Origin of the sequence: Actinomadura chokoriensis (assembly GCF_039529475.1) — a bacterium.
Lineage (GTDB): Bacteria > Actinomycetota > Actinomycetes > Streptosporangiales > Streptosporangiaceae > Spirillospora > Spirillospora bangladeshensis.
In genome coordinates this window covers 114,412-135,547 of the sequence record NZ_BAAAMW010000022.1, presented here as the reverse complement: position 1 = coordinate 135,547, position 21,136 = coordinate 114,412, and the positions used below count along the sequence as shown (strand labels likewise).

At 74.0% G+C, this 21,136-nt stretch carries 18 protein-coding genes; 11 read left to right on the top strand and 7 right to left on the bottom strand.

The annotated features are described in order from the left end of the window. The coding region (locus tag ABFX46_RS34165; protein ID WP_346048056.1) for a maltotransferase domain-containing protein at positions 1–199 on the bottom strand (199 nt) is incomplete at its 3' end. Between the two features lie 442 nt (positions 200–641). Here ABFX46_RS34165 and glgP point away from each other — a divergent pair. Further along, positions 642–3,236 carry an alpha-glucan family phosphorylase gene (gene glgP, locus ABFX46_RS34160; protein ID WP_346048055.1) on the top strand — a complete coding sequence of 865 codons (2,595 nt, stop codon included), beginning with the start codon at positions 642–644 and terminating at the stop codon, positions 3,234–3,236. Between the two features lie 12 nt (positions 3,237–3,248). Here glgP and ABFX46_RS34155 read toward each other — a convergent pair whose 3' ends face one another. From ABFX46_RS34155 to ABFX46_RS34140, 4 genes are read right to left on the bottom strand one after another with little or no spacing between them, the layout of a single operon-like run. Continuing rightward, positions 3,249–3,809 carry a hypothetical protein gene (locus ABFX46_RS34155; RefSeq protein WP_346048054.1) on the bottom strand — a complete coding sequence of 187 codons (561 nt, stop codon included), beginning with the start codon at positions 3,807–3,809 and terminating at the stop codon, positions 3,249–3,251. Then, positions 3,806–4,066 carry a helix-turn-helix transcriptional regulator gene (locus ABFX46_RS34150; protein ID WP_346048053.1) on the bottom strand — a complete coding sequence of 87 codons (261 nt, stop codon included), beginning with the start codon at positions 4,064–4,066 and terminating at the stop codon, positions 3,806–3,808. The genes ABFX46_RS34155 and ABFX46_RS34150 overlap by 4 nt, the downstream gene beginning before the upstream one ends. Next, positions 4,063–4,926 (bottom strand): ABC transporter permease, encoded by an 864-nt coding sequence (locus ABFX46_RS34145; protein ID WP_346048052.1) that lies wholly within the window; start codon positions 4,924–4,926, stop codon positions 4,063–4,065. Before ABFX46_RS34145 ends, ABFX46_RS34150 begins: the two co-directional genes overlap by 4 nt. After that, positions 4,926–5,780, bottom strand: coding sequence for an ABC transporter ATP-binding protein (locus ABFX46_RS34140; RefSeq protein ID WP_346048051.1), 855 nt, complete (start codon positions 5,778–5,780; stop codon positions 4,926–4,928). Before ABFX46_RS34140 ends, ABFX46_RS34145 begins: the two co-directional genes overlap by 1 nt. Before the next feature lie 115 nt (positions 5,781–5,895). Between ABFX46_RS34140 and ABFX46_RS34135 the strand changes: the two genes are divergently transcribed. Both ABFX46_RS34135 and ABFX46_RS34130 read left to right on the top strand, forming a co-directional pair. Beyond that, entirely contained in the window at positions 5,896–7,086 is a 1,191-nt protein-coding gene (locus tag ABFX46_RS34135; RefSeq protein ID WP_346048049.1) for a sensor histidine kinase, read from the top strand. Between the two features lie 40 nt (positions 7,087–7,126). Continuing rightward, the gene (locus tag ABFX46_RS34130; protein WP_346048048.1) at positions 7,127–7,996 is read left to right on the top strand and encodes an alpha/beta fold hydrolase; all 870 of its coding nucleotides are present in this window, start codon (positions 7,127–7,129) and stop codon (positions 7,994–7,996) included. A gap of 54 nt (positions 7,997–8,050) precedes the next feature. On the opposite strand, the gene ABFX46_RS34125 is transcribed toward ABFX46_RS34130, so the two are convergent. Both ABFX46_RS34125 and ABFX46_RS34120 read right to left on the bottom strand, forming a co-directional pair. Beyond that, a complete protein-coding gene (locus ABFX46_RS34125; protein ID WP_346048047.1) occupies positions 8,051–8,839 on the bottom strand; it encodes an SWIM zinc finger family protein in 789 nt (262 codons plus the stop codon). Next, positions 8,839–11,889 carry a DEAD/DEAH box helicase gene (locus ABFX46_RS34120; protein ID WP_346048045.1) on the bottom strand — a complete coding sequence of 1,017 codons (3,051 nt, stop codon included), beginning with the start codon at positions 11,887–11,889 and terminating at the stop codon, positions 8,839–8,841. Before ABFX46_RS34120 ends, ABFX46_RS34125 begins: the two co-directional genes overlap by 1 nt. Before the next feature lie 111 nt (positions 11,890–12,000). Between ABFX46_RS34120 and ABFX46_RS34115 the strand changes: the two genes are divergently transcribed. The 8 genes from ABFX46_RS34115 to ABFX46_RS34080 all read left to right on the top strand — a co-directional run bounded on the left by ABFX46_RS34115 (position 12,001) and on the right by ABFX46_RS34080 (position 21,091). Beyond that, positions 12,001–12,783: an enoyl-CoA hydratase/isomerase family protein gene (locus ABFX46_RS34115; RefSeq protein ID WP_346048044.1), complete on the top strand. Its 783-nt coding sequence runs from the start codon at positions 12,001–12,003 to the stop codon at positions 12,781–12,783. Positions 12,784–12,907: 124 nt separating this feature from the next. After that, positions 12,908–13,675 (top strand): SDR family NAD(P)-dependent oxidoreductase, encoded by a 768-nt coding sequence (locus ABFX46_RS34110; RefSeq protein ID WP_346048043.1) that lies wholly within the window; start codon positions 12,908–12,910, stop codon positions 13,673–13,675. Positions 13,676–13,882: 207 nt separating this feature from the next. Further along, positions 13,883–14,833 carry an acyl-ACP desaturase gene (locus tag ABFX46_RS34105; RefSeq protein ID WP_346048042.1) on the top strand — a complete coding sequence of 317 codons (951 nt, stop codon included), beginning with the start codon at positions 13,883–13,885 and terminating at the stop codon, positions 14,831–14,833. Between the two features lie 96 nt (positions 14,834–14,929). After that, positions 14,930–15,736, top strand: a complete 807-nt coding sequence (locus tag ABFX46_RS34100; protein ID WP_346048041.1) for a serine/threonine-protein kinase — start codon at positions 14,930–14,932, stop codon at positions 15,734–15,736. Positions 15,737–15,787: 51 nt separating this feature from the next. After that, positions 15,788–17,743, top strand: a complete 1,956-nt coding sequence (locus ABFX46_RS34095) for a serine/threonine-protein kinase (RefSeq protein WP_346048040.1) — start codon at positions 15,788–15,790, stop codon at positions 17,741–17,743. 18 nt (positions 17,744–17,761) lie between these two features. After that, positions 17,762–19,063, top strand: coding sequence for a hypothetical protein (locus ABFX46_RS34090; RefSeq protein WP_346048039.1), 1,302 nt, complete (start codon positions 17,762–17,764; stop codon positions 19,061–19,063). 275 nt (positions 19,064–19,338) lie between these two features. Next, positions 19,339–20,118 (top strand): electron transfer flavoprotein subunit beta/FixA family protein, encoded by a 780-nt coding sequence (locus ABFX46_RS34085; RefSeq protein WP_346048038.1) that lies wholly within the window; start codon positions 19,339–19,341, stop codon positions 20,116–20,118. 22 nt (positions 20,119–20,140) lie between these two features. Continuing rightward, the gene (locus tag ABFX46_RS34080) at positions 20,141–21,091 is read left to right on the top strand and encodes an electron transfer flavoprotein subunit alpha/FixB family protein (RefSeq protein WP_346048037.1); all 951 of its coding nucleotides are present in this window, start codon (positions 20,141–20,143) and stop codon (positions 21,089–21,091) included. Positions 21,092–21,136: the final 45 nt, after the last annotated feature.

Below are 21,136 nucleotides of genomic sequence, written 5' to 3'. Positions count from 1 at the left end.
CGGGCGTGCGCAGCACCACCGCCGCACCCAGCATCTCGTGCCCCTCACGGAACACCGTCGCCGACACCTCGACCGTCTCACCCACCACGGCCTTCGCCGGCCACCGGCCGCACCCCACCACCGGCGCGACATCCAGGATCGGAATGCGACCGAGCCTCGGAATGCCGGTCATACGGGACGTTCCGGACTCGACGTGCATGTGTCACCCCTACCCGAGCGAGACTTCCGAAACGTCCCATGCCCGCGATCGGGCGGCTACCGTCCCGTAGTTTGGGGTAACTTTGCGTCGGCCCCCGGGCGCGCAGAGCGACGCCCCGCGAGCGCTGCCGGGTGGGCCGTATCGTCGCAATTCTGTGGATCCGTGAGCTTTGACGCGGCCATGACCTGTTTGATCGTTCTTGCGCCCGCGGCGGCCGGAGGCGGCCGCCGGCGGACCGGTCTGCGGATGGTCGAGATTGGGCAAACGCTCGTCCGCGCCGTCCCGCCGCCGGCCCGCGGCGGGCGCCGGCCGGACGCCGCCATCCCCTGCGCCACCGGGGTTTCCGCGGTTTCGCGCGGCGCCCGTCCGGGACCCGACCCCGAGGTGAGGGTGTGGTGCCCCCGTCGCATTCATGGGACGCCAGCGCATAGCGTGGCTATGTGTGAAGGCAATCCGACGTTTCACGGTCCGCACCGTCCTTCCCGAGCCGCTCCGGCAGCTTGAGGAGCTCGTCCTCAACCTGCGCTGGTCCTGGCACCACGAGACGCTCGACCTGTTCCGCGCCGTGGACCCCGCGCTCTGGGAGGCCGTCCACCACGACCCCGTCCGGCTGCTCGGCGAGGTCTCGCCGGAGCGGCTGGCGCAGCTGGCGGAGGACCGGCGGTTCCTGCGCCGCCTGCAGGACACCGCCGAGGACCTGCACGAGTACCTGACCGCGCCGCGCTGGTACCAGGCCCGGCCGGACGGCCCGTCGTCCATCGCCTACTTCTCGCCCGAGTACGGGATCACCGCCGCGCTGCCGCAGTACTCCGGCGGCCTCGGCATCCTGGCCGGCGACCACCTGAAGACGGCGAGCGACCTCGGCGTCCCCATCCTCGGGGTCGGGCTGCTGTACCGGCACGGGTACTTCTCGCAGTCGCTGTCGCCGGACGGCTGGCAGCTGGAGCGCTACCCGCCGATCGACCCGAACGGGCTCCCGCTCACCCTGCTCCGCGAGCGGGACGGGACGCCCGTCCACATCGCCATCGGCCTGCCCAAGGGGCACGCCCTGCGCGCGCAGGTGTGGATCGCGCGGGTCGGGCGCGTCCCGCAGCTCCTCCTGGACTCCGACGTCGAGGACAACGACCAGGCGGCCCGCGACGTCACCGACCGGCTGTACGGGGGCGGCGGCGACCACCGGCTGCTGCAGGAGATGCTGCTCGGCATCGGCGGCGTCCGGGCGATCCGCGCGTACTGCCGCATCACCGGGCATCCCGCGCCCGAGGTGTTCCACACCAACGAGGGCCACGCCGGGTTCCTCGGCCTGGAGCGCATCCGCGAGCTGGTGTCGGAGGACGGCCTGACGTTCGACGAGGCCCTGGAGGCCACGCGCGCGGGCACGGTGTTCACCACGCACACGCCCGTCCCGGCCGGCATCGACCGGTTCCCCCGCGACCTGATCGGCCGGTACTTCGGCGGCACGAACGAGGAGGAGCAGGTCCCCGTCGACCGGGTCCTCGCGCTCGGCGCCGAGGACTACCCGGGCGGCGACCGCACCGTCTTCAACATGGCCGTGATGGGCATGCGGCTGGCGCAGCGCGTCAACGGCGTCAGCGAGCTGCACGGCGAGGTCAGCCGGGAGATGTTCGGCGGCCTGTGGGGCGGGTTCGACCTCGCCGAGGTCCCGATCGGGTCGATCACCAACGGGGTGCACGCGGGCACCTGGGTGGCGCGCGAGGTGCTGGAGTTCACCGCCCGCGAGCTGCCGTCGGTGATGGAGACCGGCCGCGGCTGGGAGGGCGTCCGCACCGTCGCCGAGCCGGAGATCTGGCGGATGCGCGGCCTGCTGCGGCGCCGCCTCGTGCACGACGCGCGGCGCCGGCTCCGCGAGTCGTGGCGGCAGCGCGGCGCCAGCGAGGCCGAGGTCTCCTGGATCGACGACGCGCTCGACCCGGACGTCCTGACGATCGGGTTCGCGCGGCGCGTCCCGTCCTACAAGCGGCTCACGCTGATGATGACCGACCCGGACCGGCTCCGCTCGATCCTGCTGGACCCGGACCGGCCCGTGCAGATCGTGATCGCCGGGAAGGCGCACCCGGCGGACGAGGGCGGCAAGAGGCTCATCCAGCAGATCGTGCGGTTCGCCGACTCCGAGGACGTCCGGCCCCGCATCGTGTTCCTGCCCGACTACGACATCGCGCTCGGGCAGCTCATGGTGCAGGGCTGCGACGTGTGGATGAACAACCCGCTGCGCCCGCTGGAGGCGAGCGGCACGTCCGGGATGAAGGCCGCGCTGAACGGCGGGCTGAACCTGTCGATCCTGGACGGCTGGTGGGACGAGTGGTACGACGGCCAGAACGGCTGGGCGATCCCGTCCGCCGACGGCCTGTCCAGCCCCGACCGGCGCGACGAGCTGGAGGCCGCCGCGCTGTACGAGCTCATCGAGGACCACGTGTCCGTCACCTTCTACGACCGCGACTCGGCCGGCCTGCCGCGCCGCTGGCTGGAGATGGTGAAGCACACGATCGCCACGCTCGGCCCGAAGGTGCTCGCGTCCCGGATGCTGCGCGACTACGTCGAGGACCTCTACACCCCGGCCGCCGCGTCCGAGCAGGCCATGGTCGCCGACAAGTACGCGGGCGCCCGCGCGCTGTCGGCGTGGAAGCAGCGGGTCCGCAAGGCGTGGCCGGGTGTCGCGGTCGAGCACGTCGAGTCCAACGGGGAGGAGAGCCCGCAGGTCGGGGCCCGCCTCACCGTGCGGGTCGTCGTCGACCTCGGCGGCCTCGACCCGGACGACGTCGCCGTCGAGGTCGCCTACGGCCGGGTGGACGACGCCGACGCGCTCGTCGACCCGTCCTACCTGGAGCTCGCGGAGGTTGAGCCGGCCGAGAACGGGCGGCGCCGCTACACCGGCGAGGTCCCCCTCGGGCGCAGCGGCGCGTTCGGCTACAGCGTCCGGGTGGTGCCCAGCCACCCGCTGCTGTCGGGACGGGCCGAGATGGGCCTGGTCGCGCTGCCGCCCGCCCCGCAGGGCATGACGAACGGCGACCTCCGCTAGGCGGCGTCCTGCTCAGGCGGCGGGCTCGTCCTCGTCCCGCTCGTCGTGTTCGTCATCGTCGGCCGGCGGGTCGGCCGTCTGCCAGGTCGCGACGACGAGCGGGAGGAGCATGTGCGTCGCCAGCATGGCGAACAGGATCAGGAACAGCGCCGCGCCGGGGATCTGCGACTCGCGGCCGTCGGTGTCGGCGACGCTCGTCACGATCAGCACGGCGGCCAGCACGAACGTGGTCGCCCGGTGCGCGGTCGCGTACGCGCGGAGGCGGGCGAGGAGCTGCCGCTCGTCGAGCTGGTCCTCGCGCTTGGAGGTCAGGCCCCGGGTCACCGCCATCAGCTGGCCCGCGAGCGGGAACCCGACCACCACCAGGACGCCCAGGATCACGAAGTTCGCGATCATGGCCGTGTCGCTCGGCGCCAGCGCCCAGGAGACGGCGGCGTCCACCCAGAACAGGCCGAGCATGACCGCGCCCGCCCCGGCCAGGATCCGCCGGGGCCGCCGCCGGGCGTAGCGGGCGGGCAGCCGGCGCTCCAGTTCCTCGTCCAGCGCCGCGAGGCGGTCCGCGCGCTTGCTCATGATGTGCCTCCGATCCGGGGGAAGGGTGTGAGGGAGAAGACGACCTCGACCGGCACCTCGAAGTAGTCGGCGATGCGCAGGGCGAGGTGCAGGCTGGGGCTGTACTCGCCCCGCTCCAGGTAGCCGACCGTCTGGTAGTGGACGCCGAGCGCGGCGGCCAGGTCGCGGCGCGAGACGCCGCGCTCGGCCCGCAGCACCGTGATCCGGTTGTAGACGGTCTCCTTGTCGGCGGACGCCGGGCCGGCCTTGCGGATCACAGCGCCCCCTGCGCGGCCCGGCGCTGCCGCCGGGCGGCCAGCCGCGCACCCGACTCCCGCCGGGTCGCGCGCAGCAGCAGCCACGGCGCGAGCAGCAGCCCCGCGGCGGCCCAGGCGCCGAGGACGGCCGCGGTCTCCGGCAGCCGCCAGCTCCCGCCGATCTCGGCGGCCGCCATCGCGTCCGGCAGGAACACCGCACGCAGCCCGAGCCCCTGCCAGTACAGCGGGAAGAACTGCGCGGCGGTCTGCACGGCCTCCGGCAGCCGCGCCACCGGGAACATCACCCCGGAGACGAGCATGAGCGCCATCACCGGCAGCGACAGGATGCTCGCCGCGTTGCGCGGGCCGGGCAGCAGCGCCCCGGCGGCCGCGCCGAGCGGGACGACCGACAGCGTGCCGAGCGCCAGCACCCAGGCCAGCGTCAGCCAGTCGGCGGGCGCCGCCGGCAGCCGGAGCCCGGCGACCGCCGCGCCCGCGACCAGCATCAGCAGCACGTACCCGGCGATCTGCAGCAGCACCGACACCGCGCGCCCGACCAGGTAGGCCGACGGGCCGCCGGGCACCGTGCGCAGCCGCAGCAGCGTGCCCTCCTCGCGGTCGGCCGCGATGCCCATCGGCAGGTTCAGCAGGGCCGCCGAGAACACCGCGAACGCGATGAACCCGGCGGTCATCAGGACGGCCTGCGACTCCCCGGTCCCCTCCACGACGGTGTCGCCCTGCCAGCGGACCAGCAGCACGTACACCCCCACGGTGCCGATCAGCGCGGACGCCAGCTCCCGGCGGCTGCGCAGGAACTGCATGTGCTCCGTCCATCCGCGGCGCAGCCCGATCCTCACCGTCCGCATGCCCGGTGCGCTCATCAGGCGGCCTCCTTCCGTGACACGAGGTCGAGATAGCTCTGCTCCAGCGACGGGCGCCGGATCTCCAGGCCCGGCACCGGCCCGCCGAACCGCCGGTGCAGCTCGTACGCCAGCCGGGACGGGTCGGACGTGCGCTCGGTGCGCCGCATCCCGTCCTCCAGCCAGCGCACCTCCGACGCCGCCTGCACCACCGACGCCAGCGCGGACGAGGTGCCGCAGACGCGCACCTCGCCGTCGACGAGGATCGCGATCCGGTCGGCGAGCCGCTCGGCCTCGGCGAGGTCGTGCGTCGTGAGCAGCACGGTCATGCCGTCGTCGCGCGCGAGCCGCTCGACCAGTCCGTGGAACTCCCGGCGCGCCTCCGGGTCGAAACCGGCGGTCGGCTCGTCCAGGAACAGCAGCTCGGGGCGGCCCACGATGCCGAGCGCGATGTCGAGCCGGCGCCGCTGGCCGCCCGACAGCCGCCCGACCGCCTGCCCGGCCTGCGCGGTGAGGCCCAGGGCCGCCAGCAGCTCGCCGGTGTCGCGCGGCCGCGGGTAGAACGCGGCGACGTGCGCGAGCAGCTGCCCGACGCGCCAGCGCGGGTGGTCCTGCCAGTTCTGCAGGACGATGCCGAGTCGCGCCCGCCAGGCGTCCCCGCCCGTCCCGGGGTCGGCGCCGAGCACCGCGACCTCCCCGGACGAGCGGCGCCGGAACCCCTCCAGGATCTCGATCGTGGTCGTCTTCCCGGCGCCGTTCGGGCCGAGCAGCGCCACCACCTCGCCCGCCCGGACGTCGAGGTCGACGCCGCGCAGCACCTCGGCGCGGCCGTACCGCATCCGCAGGTCCCGCGCCCGGATCACCGGCTCGCTCATGCGCACCCCCATACCGGAGCTTCGATCATCCATCCGATGACTGCTTTCATTGATAGTAGAAGTACTACATCTCATCGCAGTGTCGCAAGCGGAGGGGGCCTGGCAGGATGGACGTGTGCGACTGGCGACCCCACGCGAGCGCCCGGGCCGGTGGGCCGCGGGCACCCGCTCGGCGAACGCGCTCCTGGCCGGGGGCCTGTTCGCGGTGATGGCCGTGCTGACGCTCGTGTCGGTCAACACGGGCGCGCCCACGCGGATGCCGCTCTACGGCTGGACGCTGATGGCCGTCGCGTGCGGGGCCCTGTACTTCCGGCTGAGCCACCCGATCGCGGTCGCGGTCGTCACGTTCGCCGCGTGCGGCGTCTTCTACCCGCTGACCGAACCCGACGGACCGCTCGTGATCGCGTTCGTGATCGCGCTCTACACGGCGGCGGCCGAGGGGCACCTGCCGGCGGCCGGCGTGCTCGCCGCGGTCTCGATCACCGTCACGGTGATCGCCGACCGGCGCGACGACATCAACCATCTCGCGGACGCGGCGTCCTTCCTGCTCGCCGGCTGGTTCGTCGCGGTCATCGCGATCGGCGGCGTCGTCCGCAACCGCCGCGCCTACCTGCGCGAGGCCGAGGAGCGCGCGCGGGTCGCCGAGCGCGGCCGGGAGGCCGAGGCCCGCCGCCGCGCCGTCGAGGAGCGGCTGCGCATCGCCCGCGAACTGCACGACGTCCTCGGCCACAACATCTCGCTGATCAACGTGCAGGCCACCGCCGCGCTGCACGGGCTGCGCCGCGAGCCCGAGCGCGCCGAGGACGCCCTCACCGCGATCAAGCAGGCCAGCAAGGACACCCTCCGGGAGATGCGCGCCACGCTCGGCGTCCTCCGCCAGGTCGACGAGGCCGCCCCGGTCACCCCGGCCCCCGGGCTGGCCCGGCTGGACGAGCTGACGAGCGGCATCTCGGCCGCCGGGCTCGCGATCCGCACGAAGATCGAGGGCGATCCGCGGCCGCTGCCCGCGGAGGCCGACCTGGCCGCGTACCGGATCGTCCAGGAGGCGCTCACGAACGTGACCCGGCACAGCAGCGCGTCCACGGCGACGGTCCGCGTCGGCTACGCGGACGACGAGGTGACGGTCAGCGTGGAGGACGACGGCGTGCCGTCGTCGCCGGGGGCGTCCGGGGACGGCAGCGGCATCCGCGGCATGCGCGACCGCGCCGAGTCGCTGGGCGGCGCTCTGGAGGCCGGGCCCGGCCCCGGCGGCGGCTTCGCCGTCCGCGCCCGCCTGCCCATCGCAGCCGAGGAAGACGACCGCTGAGGACCGATGAGTTTCCGGTGCGGGCGAGGTCTGCACGGTCATGCTGACGAAGACGCTCGAAACACCCGAAGCCGACCTCGTGTACGACGTCCACGGTCCGCTGCCGTCCGCGGGCGGCCGCCCGCCGCTCGTCATGATCGGCCAGCCCATGGACGCCACCGGCTTCCGCACGCTGGCCTCGCACTTCCCGGACCGCACCGTGGTCGCCTACGACCCGCGCGGCCTCGGCCGCAGCACCCGGAAGGACGGCCGGAACGACCACGCGCCCGACGTCCAGGCCGGTGACGTGCACGCCCTCATCGAGGCGCTCGGGGCGGGCCCGGTCGAGATGTTCGCGAGCAGCGGCGGCGCGGTGACCGCGCTCGCCCTCGTCGCGGCCCATCCCGGCGACGTCACGACCCTGGTGGCGCACGAGCCGCCGATCATCCCGGTGCTGCCCGACGCGGCGGCCGCCGAGCGCGCGCGGGCCGGCGTCCGGGACGCGTACGAGAGCAAGGGTTGGGGCGCCGGCATGGCCGCCTTCATCGCGATGACGTCGTGGCAGGGCGAGTTCACCGACGACTACTTCGCCCAGCCCGCGCCCGATCCGGCCCTGTTCGGCATGCCGGCCGAGGACGACGGCTCCCGCGACGACCCGCTGCTCTCCGACCGGTCGTGGGCGGTCAGCGACCACCGGCCCGACGCCGCCGCGCTCACCGCGGCGCCCACGCGCATCGTGATCGCCGTGGGCGAGGAGTCGAAGGGCGTCATGACGGGACGCACCTCGGAGGCGACGGCGGCGCTGCTCGGCCTGCGGGCGACGGTGTTCCCGAGCCACCACGGAGGCTTCCTGGGCGGTGAGTTCGGCCAGGCCGGACAGCCCGAGGCCTTCGCCCGGAAGCTGCGCGACGTGCTCGGCGACGCCGGCTGACGGCGGCCCCGGGGATCCGGCTCGTCCCGCCCCCGGCGTCCCGACGCGCGGCCGTCAGCCGAACCGGTCGTCGGTGTCCGGAGCGGCGAGGGCCTCGTAGGCGGGGGCCAGGACGTCGGGGAGCGGGCGGCGGCGGATCTTCACGGGCGGCGGCGCGGCCACCTGGAGGACGAAGCCGGGCGGGACGGGCGGCGCGGGCGGCCGGTCGCGGAGGCGGGCCAGGCCGGACGGGGGCGTCCAGAAGCCCGCCGCGGTGAGCGGCTCGTCCTCGATGTCGAGCGGGTCGGGCTCGGTCCCGGCGCCGCGCCGCAGGCCGGCGAGGAGCCGGTCGCGGCCGCGGCCGTTCCACTCGAAGATCAGGAACGGGTCGTCGTCGAACGCCTCGGCGAGCAGGTAGAGGACGGCCGCGGCGTGCTTGCACGGGTCGCCCCAGTCGGGGCAGTCGCACATCAGGTGCAGGTCGGACGCCGAGCCGGGGAACAGCGCGAGGCCGAGCTCGGCGAACACCCACTCGATCTCCGGCGGCATCTCCCCGGCGAGGAGCCGGGCGCGGAACACCGCGCGGGACGCCAGCTCCTTCTCGACGGCGCGCCAGTCGGCCTCGTCGATCGCGTCGATGCCGAGCGCCACCTCGTACGGCTCGGGCGCCGAGCCGTGCACCTTCGCGGTCACCTCGTACGGCTCCACGCGCAAATCGAAGACGTTGCCCTTGCGCGCGTAGGTGCGTCCGCGCTGGAGGCGGCCCTTGTCGGCGAACGACTCCACGAGGTCGATGAAGCGCCGCGACCACCACTGCGTGCCGATCGAGCCGCGCTTGTTGCGGGCCTTGACGCCGTCCGCCATCAGTCGCTCACCGCCTCGGGGGACAGCCGCAGGACGTCGCGCAGCTCGGCGACCGACAGCTCGGTCAGCCAGTCCTCGCCGGTGCCGACGATCGACTCGGCGAGGGCCTTCTTGCGCTCGATCATCTCGTCGACGCGCTCCTCCATCGTCCCGACGCAGATGAACGTGCGGACCTGGACGTTGCGGGTCTGCCCGATGCGGAACGCGCGGTCGGTGGCCTGGTCCTCCACGGCCGGGTTCCACCAGCGGTCGACGTGCACGACGTGGTTCGCCGCCGTCAGCGTCAGGCCCGTCCCGGCGGCCTTGAGCGAGAGCAGGAACACCGCCGGCTCGGGGTCGCTCTGGAAGTGCTGGACGAGGTCGTCGCGGGCCTGCTTGGACGTCCCGCCGTGCAGCCACAGCACGGGCCGTTCGAGGCGCGCGGCGAGGTAGGGCTGGAGCATCGAGCCGAACTCGGCGTACTGGGTGAAGACGAGCGCCTTCTCGCCCTGCCCCGTGACCTCGGCGCAGATCTCCTCCAGCCGTTCGAGCTTCCCGGAGCGGCCGGGCAGCCGGGAGCCGTCCTTGAGGAGCTGCGCCGGATGGTTGCAGACCTGCTTGAGCTTGGCCATCGTCGCCAGCACCAGCCCGCGCCGCTTCGTCTCGTCGGCCTCGGCGATCTGCTGGAGCATGTCGTCCACGGTCGCCTGGTAGAGGGACGCCTGCTCGGTCGTGAGGTTGCAGTAGACCTTGATCTCCTGCTTCTCCGGCAGGTCGGAGATGATCGACTTGTCGGTCTTGAGGCGGCGCAGGATGAACGGCTGTGTGGCGCGTTTCAGCGCCAGCGCCGCCTGCTCGTCGCCCTCTTTCTCGATGGGGATGGCGAACCGCCGCCGGAACTCGCTGCGCGGCCCGAGCAGGCCGGGGTTCGCGAACTCCATGATCGACCACAGCTCGGTGAGGTGGTTCTCGACGGGCGTCCCGGTGAGCGCGATCCGGGTGCGGGCCGGAATGCTCCGCACGGCTCTGGCCTGGCGCGTCCCGCTGTTCTTGAGCGCCTGCGCCTCGTCGCAGATCACCCGCTCCCACTCGATCGGCGCCAGCATCTCCGCGTCCCGCGCCGCCGTCCCGTACGTGGTCAGCACCAGATCGGCGCCCGCGACGGCCTCGACGAGGTCCTCGCCGTGCTGCCGCCCCGTCCCGTGGTGGACGTACACCCGCAGTTTGGGCGTGAACCGCGCCGCCTCCCGCTGCCAGTTCCCCACCAGCGACATCGGCAGGATCGCGAGCGTCGGACCGGGACCGGCGCCGTTCTCCCGTTCGTGGACGAGCAGGGACAGAACCGAGATCGTCTTGCCCAACCCCATGTCGTCGGCGAGCAGGGCGCCCAGCCCGAGATCGTTCATGAAGGTCAGCCAGGCGAGGCCGCGCTCCTGGTAGGGGCGCAGCTCGGCGTCCAGCTCGTCCGGGGTGCGCACGGGGGTGAGGCGGCGGTCGGCCTCGCCGGACAGGAGGTCGCCGAGGGGGCCGCCCGCGTCGACCTCGGTGAGGGGCAGGACGTCGTCGCCGGCATGGACGATCGCGCGGATCGCCTCGGCGGCGGTCATCCGGCCCCGGCGCGGGTGGCGGAGGAAGTCGAGTGCGGCCTCGAGCTGCTCCTCGTCCAGCTCGACCCACTGGCCGCGCAGCCGGACGAGCGGCGTCTTGAGCCGCGCCAGCTCCTCCAGCTCGGCCTCGTCGATGCTCTCGTCGCCGATGGCGAGGTCCCACCGGAAGTCGACCATCGCCTTGAGGTCGAACCCCGACGGCGCCGCCGCCCCGGCGGACGCCTCCGGGTCCTCGTTGCGCGCGGTCAGCTTCATGCCGAGCTTCGCCTTGCCCGCCCACTGGGGGAGCAGGACGCCGAACCCGGCGGCGGCGAGCATCGGCGCCGCCCGCCGGAGGAAGCGGAACGCCCCCGCGGTGTCGAGGAGCAGCTCGCCGGGGGCCGGGCCGTCCAGGGCCGGCGCCATGTCGGGGAAGAGCCGCAGGGCGCGGCCGAGGCCGGCGAGGAGCGTCTCCTCCGCGTCCGGGATCGAGGTGGCCTCGCCCTCCCAGACCAGGGCGGCCGGGACGTAGAGGCTCGGGTCGTCGGTGCCCTGCAGGGCGAACTCGACCCGCCACGAGTCGTCCCTCTCCCCGTCCTCGCCGAGCTCGTCCGCGCCGCTCCGCTCGCCGAGTCCGGCCTCCCCGAACTCCGCCTCGCCGAACTCCTGCGCGCCCGGCTCGGCCAGGCGGAAGCAGACGCGCAGCGGGCCGGACGGGCGGCGCGCGGCGGCGGCCCAGGCGTCCAGCTCGGCGATCAGGTCGTCGGGGTCGTCGCGGGGCTCGCGGGCGACCGCGGCGGACGGGCCGGTCAGCGCCATCACCCAGCGCTCGGCGAGCGGCAGCCGGTCGGGCTCCTTGCGCCGCGACACCAGCAGCGGATGCGGCACCACGCCCCGGACGGCGGTGTCGACCAGCCCCGCCAGCGCCTCGCGCAGCACCCCGGCGGCGGGACGCCCGCCGTCGGCGGCCCGGCAGGCGGCGGGCATCGCGCGCACGAGCTCCCGGAACCGCGCCGGATCGTCGACCACCGGGCGCCACCGCGCCACGAGGTCGCCGTCCTCGCGCAGCAGCGCGGGCAGGACGTGGCCGCGCGAGGCGAGGTGGACGGCCTCGTCCGCGAGCATGCACAGGAAGCGCAGGTCGGTGCCGGGGACGACGTCGGCGCTGTGCTCGGCGGCCTGGAGCAGCGCCATCGCGGGGAACGGTTCGAGGACCAGCGCCGGCACCCGCCACGGGCGCAGCCCGGGCTCGTCCGCGACCGGCTCGGGGCCCAGCTCGGCCGACGGCAGCGGGTGGTCGCCGAGCGTCGGCAGCGTCATCGCCAGCTCGATCCGGAACGCCGTGCGGACGAGCGGCTCGTACGACGTCCCGGTGAAGTCGCAGGTCGCGAAGGGGTGGACGTCGGGTGAGGGCTCGTACGGGCCGGTGCGCTCGGCCCACAGGCAGAGCGCACCGCCATGCCAGGTGGCGTGGGCGACGAGCATGGTCCCCGAAGCTACCAGCCGCCTCCGACAACCCCGCCCATCACACGGGTCGCGTCCCGTCACTGGCTAGGCTCGGGGCGTCCGCCACCGAGTTTGCGCAGGAGGATCGCCGTGGGCGAGTTCGTACGGGTCGAGATCGAGGACGGGATCGCGACGATCAGGCTGGACCGTCCGAAGATGAACGCCCTGAACGCCCAGATGCAGCGGGAGCTGATCGACGCGGCCGGGCAGGTCGCCGAGGACGCCGCCGTCGGAGCGGTCGTCCTGTACGGCGGGGAGAAGGTGTTCGCGGCCGGCGCGGACATCAAGGAGATGGCCCCGATGTCCTACGCGGAGATGTCGGCGGGCCCCTCGCGCCTCCTGCAGGACTTCACCAAGGCGCTGGCCGCGATCCCGAAGCCGGTCATCGCCGCGATCACCGGGTACGCGCTCGGCGGCGGCCTCGAAGTGGCGCTGACCGCCGACTTCCGGGTCGCGGGCGAGGGCGCGAAGGTCGGGCAGCCGGAGATCCAGCTCGGCATCATCCCCGGCGCGGGCGGCACCCAGCGCCTTGCCCGGCTGGTCGGCCCGGCCAGGGCCAAGGACCTGATCTTCTCCGGGCGGCACGTGAAGGCCGGCGAGGCGCTCGCGCTCGGCCTGGTCGACCGGGTCGTCCCGGACGCCGACGTCTACACGGCGGCGAGGGAATGGGCGGCGACGTTCGTCGGCGGCCCCGCGATCGCCCTGCGCGCCGCCAAGCAGGCCATCGACCGGGGCCTGGAGGTCGACCTCGACACCGGCCTGGAGATCGAGCGGACGCAGTTCGCCGCCCTGTTCGCCACCGACGACCAGGCGAACGGCATGAAGAGCTTCATGGAGGAGGGCCCCGGCAAGGCCGCCTTCACCGGCCGGTGACCCCCGCCCCCCGCACCTCACCGGCGAGCCGGGGCCCGGCCGGGTAGGTGAGGGTTAAACCGTTACTTCTGTTTTCGAGTGTGCTGCCGGGGCGGGCGGGGTTCCGCCGATAGCATCTGCCGCCATGCGACACGCGTACCGAACCGCGCTCGTGACGGGCGCGTCCAGCGGGATCGGGGAGAGCTTCGCCCGCCTGCTCGCCGGCCGCGGCACCGACCTGGTGATCGTGGCGCGCCGCGCCGAGCTGCTGGACGGGCTGGCCCGCGAGCTGGTCGAGCGGTACCGGGTCGCGGTGGAGGTGGTGGCCGCCGACCTCACCGACCCGGCGCAGCGCGCCGAGGTGGAGGGGCGGCTGCGCGCCGACCCGGTCGAGCTGCTGGTGAACAACGCCGGGTACGGCGCCTTTGGAGCGTTCGAGGAACTGGCGCTGGACGACCACCTCGCGCAGATCGAGCTGAACGTGACGGCGCTCGTGCGGCTCACCCACGCCGCCCTGCCGGGCATGGTCGCGCGCGGCCGGGGCGGCGTGCTGAACGTCGCGTCCATGTCGGGGTTCGCGCCGTCGCCCGGCAGCGCCACCTACGGGGCCACCAAGGCGTACGTGGCGTCGTTCTCCGAGAGCCTGCACGCGGAGGTCGCGGGCAAGGGCGTCCATGTGACGGCGCTGTGCCCCGGCTTCACGCGGACCGAGGACGACGTCCCCGCCAACTTGCTGTGGCTGCGGCGTGACGATGTGGCACGCGCCGGGCTGGACGCGGTCGCCGCCGGGCGCGCGCTGTCGGTCCCCGGCGTGCAGTACAAGGCGGCGCTGCCCGCGCTGAAGCTCGTCCCGAGGCCGCTGCTCAGGGCGGCCGTGAACCGCATGTGGCAGCAGGCCGCCGACACCCGGTGACACGGCGTCACCGGCCTTTTTGCTCCGGTCTACAAAAGTTCCCGGCGCTTGATTGTCGCGGGGCTGACTTGACGGGGGTCACCGTGAGTGGCGACGATCGAACCTACGCTTGAGTAGGTTGTGTGTACGGCCTGCTGGGCGGCCACGATCGAGCCGCAGGCGCGGCGGCACGTCCGGCAAGACCACTCGTCCCAGCGAAGGAACCGCATGTCCGTGACCCCCGAAGAGAAGTTCCAGACCGGCATCCTGCACGACCTTGAGCCGGTGGTCGAGAAGGAACTGAACCGGCACCTCTCGATGGCCAAGGAATGGTTCCCGCACCAGTACGTCCCGTGGAGCCAGGGCCGCGACTACGACGGGCCGCTGGACGGCGAGGCCTGGTCGCTGGAGCAGTCGAAGCTGAGCGTCGAGGCGCGCGAGTCGCTCATCGTCAACCTCCTCACCGAGGACAACCTCCCCGGCTACCACCGCGCCATCGCCACCGTCTACGGCCGCGAGGGCGCCTGGGGCACCTGGGTCAACCGGTGGACGGCCGAGGAGAACCGGCACGGCATCGTCCTGCGCGACTACCTCACCGTGACCCGCGCCGTCGACCCGGTCGCGCTGGAGCGCGCCCGCATGCACCACATGGAGGCCGGCTACGAGGCCGACCACGGCGACTCGTTCCTGCACGGGTCGGCCTACGTGTCGTTCCAGGAGCTCGCCACCCGCGTGTCGCACCGCAACACCGGCAGGGCGTCCGGCGACCCCGTCTGCGAGCAGATGATGGCCCGCATCGCCGCCGACGAGAACCTCCACATGATCTTCTACCGGAACCTGATGGGCGCCGCGCTGGAGGCCGCCCCGAACGAGACGATGCGCGCGATCACCGACGTCGTGAAGTCGTTCCAGATGCCCGGCCACAGCATCGACGGGTTCCTCCGCAAGTCCGTGATCATCGCGAACGCCGGCATCTACGACCTGCGGCTGCACCACGACGACGTGCTCGTCCCGGTGCTGCGCAAGTGGGGCGTGTTCGACCGCACCGACCTGTCCGGCGACGGCGAGAAGGCGCGCGAGGAGCTGGGCGAGTTCCTGGAGCAGCTCGACGCCGCCGCCACCAAGTTCGAGACCCGCCGCGAGGAGCGCCGCGCCCGCCAGGCCGCCCGCAAGGGCTGACCGAGGAGCCGCCGAACCGCTGATCACGGGAACGCGGGGCCCGTTCCCGGCGTCAAAGGGTGCATGGGGACGCATCGGCGACTGGGCGGTTATCGGTTGCTGGACGAGATCGGCCGGGGGAGCACCGCCGTGGTGTACCTCGCCCTGGACTCCCATGGGCGCGAGGTCGCCGTCAAGGAGCTGGTCCCGGAGCTCGCGGGGGTCGGGGAGGCGATCGACCGGCTGGCGCGCGAAGTGCGGGCGCAGGCGCGGGTGCGCAGCGCCCACGTCGCGCGGCTGCTGGACGGGGCGGTCACGGCCGAGCGCCCGCACGTCGTGATGCAGTACGTGCCGGGGTGCCCGCTGAACGACCTGGTCCCCGCGTACGGGCCGCTGCGCGGCGACCACCTGGCCCGGTTCGCGCGGCGGCTGGCGCTCGCGCTCGGGGACGTCCACGACGCGGGCGTCCTGCACCGCGACGTGTCGCCGGGCAACGTCATCGTGCTCGGCGACCGGCCGACGCTGATCGACTTCGGGATCGCGCACGAGTCCGGCGCCGCGCAGATCACCCGGCGCGGGATGGTCGTGGGGACGCCCGCCTACCTCGCCCCCGAGCTGATCGAGGGGGAGCGCGCCACCACCGCGTCGGACGTGTTCTCCTGGGCGGCGACCGTCGCGTACGCGGCGACGGGCCGGCCGCCGTTCGGGCGGGGCTCGCTGCACGGGGTGTGCTTCCGGATCCTGCGCGGGCAGGCCGACCTGGACGGCGTCCCGGCGCCGCTGGCGGGGCTGCTGCGGGCGGCGTTCCGGCGCGACCCGTCCCGGCGGCCGTCCGCGCGGTGGTTCGCCGGGGCCCTCGCTCCGGCCTCCGCACCGGCCTCCGCTCCGGCGTGCGGGAGGGCCCTCGGGACGGCGGCCGCCTGATGCCGATTAGATCTTCTCGACGGAATCGGCGAGGGTAGGGTTTCGGAAACGATGAAGGGAGCCGTCACGTCCGGGGACCGAATCGGCCACTACAGCGTCCTGCAGACCCTGGGGGAGGGTGGCATGGGCGTCGTCTACCTCGGCGCCGACCCCGAGGGGCGCAACGTGGCCATCAAGGTGCTGCGGCCCGCGGTCGCGGGCGACGCCACGGCGCGCCGCCGGCTGGCCCGCGAGGTCGACTCGATGCGCAGGGTGCACAGCCCGCACGTCGCGGAGATCCTCGACGCCGACGTGACCGCCGACCAGCCCTACATCGTGACCCAGTACGTCCCCGGCCGGACGCTGGAAGAGGTCGTCGAGGACGGCGGGCCGATCTACGGGCCGGGGCTGCAGCGGCTCGGGGTGGGGCTCGCGTCGGCGCTGTCGGCCATCCACGGCGCCGGGATCGTGCACCGCGACATGAAGCCCGGCAACGTGATGCTCGTGGACGGCGAGCCCGTCGTGATCGACTTCGGCATCGCGCAGGCCGCCGACGCCACCCGGCTCACCGCGACCGGCATGGTCATCGGCACCCCCGGCTACCTCGCCCCGGAGATCATCGAGGGCGAGGACGCGGGCCCGCCGTCGGACGTGCACGCCTGGGCCGGGACGGTCGCCTACGCCGCCACCGGCCGGCCGCCGTTCGGCTCCGGCACCTTCGAGTCGATCTTCTACAAGATCATGCAGGGCACGCCGGACCTGGAGGGCGTCCCGGACGCGCTGCTGCCGGTGCTGCGGTCGGCGATGGCGCGGCACCCGGCCGAGCGCCCCACCGCGGTCAGCCTGGTGCAGCTCACCCGGCGGATCCACCTCGAGGCGACGATCACCGACCAGACCCGCGTCGACCGGCACTACCCGGCGGCCGGCGCCGCCGGGGCGTCGGCCGCGTCGGCCGCGTCCGCCGCCGGCACGTCGCTGGACGAGCCGGCCTCCGACCACTCCCGGATGTTCTCCATGCCGGTGACCGGGCCGCCGCCGGACTCCGCGTCCAGGGACGTCCCCGCGCGGCCCACCGCGCCGGGCGGGACGGGCATCCCGGCGGCCGCGCCCGCCCCCGCGCCCGCCCAGCCCCGCGACTTCGTCGGCCAGCTGCCGCCGGCCGCGCCGCCGCCCCCGCCGCCGGCCCCGCCGCCCCCGCAGGTCAAGGCGGGCGAGCAGTTCGGGCCGCACGGCTACGGCGGGCCCGACCCCTACGGCCAGGGCGCCTACCCGCCCTACGGGCCGCCGCCGAACCAGCCGCCGCCGGGCGCCCTGCAGCGCGCCCCCTACGACCCGCAGACGCAGGACGCGCAGCGCCGCGTCGCCGACCAGGCCCGCGCCGACCGCGACCGGGCCGACCGCGCCGACCGCGACCGCCGCAAGCCCTACGGCTGGTACCGGGTGCTCAGCTTCATCGTCCTCGTGGCGCTGCTCGGGTTCGCCAACATCGCGCCGCTGCTCGCCCTCGGCGTCACCGTCGCGGGCGTGTTCGTGCTGCGCGCGGGGGACAAGGCCGCCAAGGGCATGGAGGGCCGGCAGACCCGGCGCGGCCCGCGCTCGGGCGACGCCGTCGCCGCCGCGTTCCGCACCCCGCTGCACCTGCCGGGCGCGCTGATGTCCACGGTGCTGTGGACGTCGCTCAGCCTGGTCGCGGGGCTGATCATGCTCGGCGTGCTGATCTTCGCGCAGTCGGACATGACGGCGTCGAAGGCCATCGCGTACTCGTCCATGGCGGTGATCGGGCTGCTGTGCCTCGCGCCGGGCAGCGGCGCGCCCCGGCGGCAGCTCGCCCGGATCTGGGGCGCGCTCCTGCCGCGCGCAGAGGCCGCCCTCGCCGGCGCGCTCATCCTCGGCATCTTCGCCGGGGTGCTGGTCGGGCTGTCGCAGCGCCAGCCGCCCGACACCACCCCGCTGGACGGGATGAGCCAGAGCCTTGAGGGGCTGCGCGCGGACGTCCGCGACCTGGTGTCCAACATCCTCGGAAGGTGACCGGTTCAGGCGGTTCCCATGAACGGTGAGACGAGCCATCGGGCGCACATCGGCCCCTACCGGCTGCTGTCGCGGCTGGGCGACGGCGGCGCGGTCCACCGCGCCACCGGTCCGGACGGACGGGACGTGACGGTCCGGCTGCTGCCGCCCGGCGCGGCGCCCGACGTCGAGCGGATGCGCGAGGTGCTCAGCCCCTACGTGGTGGACGTCCTGGACTGCGAGACCGCCGGCCCGCGCCCCTACGTCGTGTCCCGGTTCGTGCCGGGCCGGCCGCTGGCGGAGGCGGTCGCCGAGCGCGGCCCCATGGCGGGGGACGCGCTGTGCCGCCTGGCCTTCGGGCTGGCGAAGGCGCTCGCGGCCGTCCACCGGACGGGCCTGGTGCATGGCGGCCTCGGGCCGGGCACCGTCCTCGTCGTGGACGACTCGCCGGTGGTGGTCGACTTCGCGCTGGCCGCCGACGGCGGGGCCGCCGGCGACGTCCGCGCGTGGGCCGCGACGGTGACGTTCGCCGCCACCGGACGGCACGATGCTCCCGCCGGCGCGCTGCCGGCCGCCCTGCGGCCGCTGGTCGAAGCGGCCGCGCATTCCGATCCGGGGGCGCGTCCGACGGCGGAGGATCTGGCGGAGGCGGCGTCCCGGCTCGACCTCCCCGCCGTCCCGGCCGCCCGTCCGCCGGTCGAGCGGCGGACCGGCCCGGCGGCGCCCGTTCCACGGCCCGAGACCCTGACCGGTGCCGAGACGGAGGGCGACGCGCGGCGGGCTCCCGAGATGAGGGTGGCGCTCGGCTGGGCGCGGCTGCTCACGGCCCTGGCGGTGGTGATCGCGATCGCCGTCGCGATCATCGCGCCGATCGCGGGGCTCGTCCTGTCGCTCGCGGCGGTGACGCTGCTGCGCCTCGCGGACACGCGGCCGGAGGACGGGGCCCAGGGCCCGGCGGGCGCCCTCGGCCGGACCCTGCTGACCGTCCCGTACGCGGCGGTGCCCACGGCGGCCGTCCCGCTGGTGCTGGTCGCGGCGTCGGCGGTCGGCGGGCGGATCGACTCGCTCCGGGCCTGCGCGTTCGGCGCCGGGGCCGGGGCGGCGGTGCTGTGGGCGGCGCCGGGCGTCCGCGCCCCGCGCCGGCGGCTGGAGCGGATGCTGCTGCCGCTCGCGCGGCGTCCCCGGCTCGTCGCCGCGGCGGCGGCCGGGCTCGGGGCGCTCGCCCTGGTCGCGGGGGTCGCGGCGATGACCCTGGACCCGAGCTTCGCGCCGATGTACGGGCTGCAGCAGACGCTGGAGCGCTCCCTGGACCGCCTCCAGCACGCCGTCGGCGGACTCTAGAGCGTGAAGTGCGTCACGTCCGGTTCGGGACGCCGGAGACCTCGTGAACGCCCCGTATACGTGGGTAAGGTCTCACGAACTGGGATTTGCGGGTAGGCTACTCGCTAGTAACATTGCTTGTGCACGGCCGAATCAGGGACCCGGCTCCGAAGGGCGTTCGGGTATTTGGCAGGCTGTGACTTCGAAAACGCACGTCCGCGTCGACCCGTCATGGGCGGCGCCCCTCTGCCGCTCACCAAGCGGCCAACTGAGTGCAGGGAGGTCGGCCACCGGCCATGAACATCGTCGTCCTGGTGAAGCAGGTTCCCGATACGGAGAGCCCGCGCAAGCTGAAGTCCGATGACAGCACGCTCGACCGCGCCGCGGCGGACGGGGTCATCAACGAGCTCGATGAGTACGCGATCGAAGAGGCGCTGCGCATCAAGGAGGCCCACGGCGGCGAGGTGACCGTCCTGACCATGGGTCCCGACAAGGCCACCGACTCGATCCGCAAGGCCCTCGCCATGGGCGCCGACAAGGCCGTCCACCTCGTCGACGACGGCCTCGCCGGCTCCGACGCGCTGCAGACCTCCTACGCCATCCAGCAGGCGCTCGCCCGCACCGGCTTCGACCTGGTGGTCCTCGGCTCGGAGTCCACCGACGCGCGCACCGGCGTGCTCGCCGCGATGCTCGCCGAGCGGCTCGGCGCCGCGCAGGTGTCGCTCGCCAACAAGGTCGAGATCGACGGGACGTCCATCAAGGCGCAGCGGCAGACCGACTACGGCTTCGACCGGGTCGAGGCGAGCCTGCCCGCGGTCGTCAGCGTCGTCGAGAAGATCAACGAGCCGCGCTACCCCTCGTTCAAGGGGATCATGGCGGCGAAGAAGAAGCCGGTCGAGACGCTCGGCCTGGGCGACGCCGGCATCGACGCGTCCCAGGTGGGGCTGGCGAACGCCGCCACCGAGGTCGTCGACTTCGCCGAGGCGCCGCCGCGCGCCAAGGGCGAGATCGTCACCGACGAGGGCGACGGCGGCGTGAAGATCGCCGAGTTCCTCGCCTCGAAGAAGTTCGTCTGAGCGGGGAAGGGATTAGAGACCAATGGCTGAGATTCTCGTCCTCGTCGACCACGTCGACGGTGAGGTCAAGAAGGTCACGCTCGAGCTGCTGACGCTGGCGAACCGGCTCGGCGAGGCCGCCGCGGTATGGGTCGGGCCCGGCTACGAGGGCGCCAAGGACAAGCTCGGCGAGTACGGCGCCGGCAAGGTCTACGTGGCTGCCGACGAGGAGCTGACCTCCTACGTCGTCGCCCCGAAGGCCGCGCTGCTCGCCCAGCTCGTGAGCGAGAAGTCGCCCGCCGCCGTGCTGGTCGCCGCGACCGGTGAGGGCAAGGAGATCGCGGGCCGCCTCGCGGTCAAGACCGGCTCCGGCGTGCTCACCGACGTCGTGGACGTCACCGACGGCTTCGTCGCCGAGCACTCCATCTTCGGCGGCGGCATCATCGCGCACGCCAAGGTGAAGACCGGCACGCCGATCATCGCCGTCCGGCCGAACTCGGTCGCCCCCGAGGCGGCCGCGGCCACCCCGGCCGAGGAGCAGGTGTCGGTCGCGCTGTCGGACGCCGACAAGGGCGCCAAGATCGTGGAGAAGGTCGTCCAGGAGAAGGGCGAGCGCCCGGACCTGACCGAGGCCGCGATCGTCGTCTCCGGCGGCCGCGGCGTCGGCGGCGCCGAGAACTTCAAGATCATCGAAGGGCTGGCCGACTCGCTCGGCGCGGCCGTCGGCGCCTCCCGCGCCGCGACCGACGCCGGCTGGTACCCGCACTCGTTCCAGGTCGGCCAGACCGGCAAGACCGTGTCGCCGCAGCTCTACATCGCGGTCGGCATCTCCGGCGCCATCCAGCACCGGGCCGGCATGCAGACCTCGAAGACCATCGTCGCCATCAACAAGGACCCCGAGGCGCCGATCTTCGAGCTCGTCGACTACGGCATCGTGGGCGACCTCTTCCAGGTCGCGCCGCAGCTCACCGAGGAGATCACCAAGCGCAAGTGATCCTCCGCGGACGGCCCCGGCGACGCTCGTCGCCGGGGCCGTCGC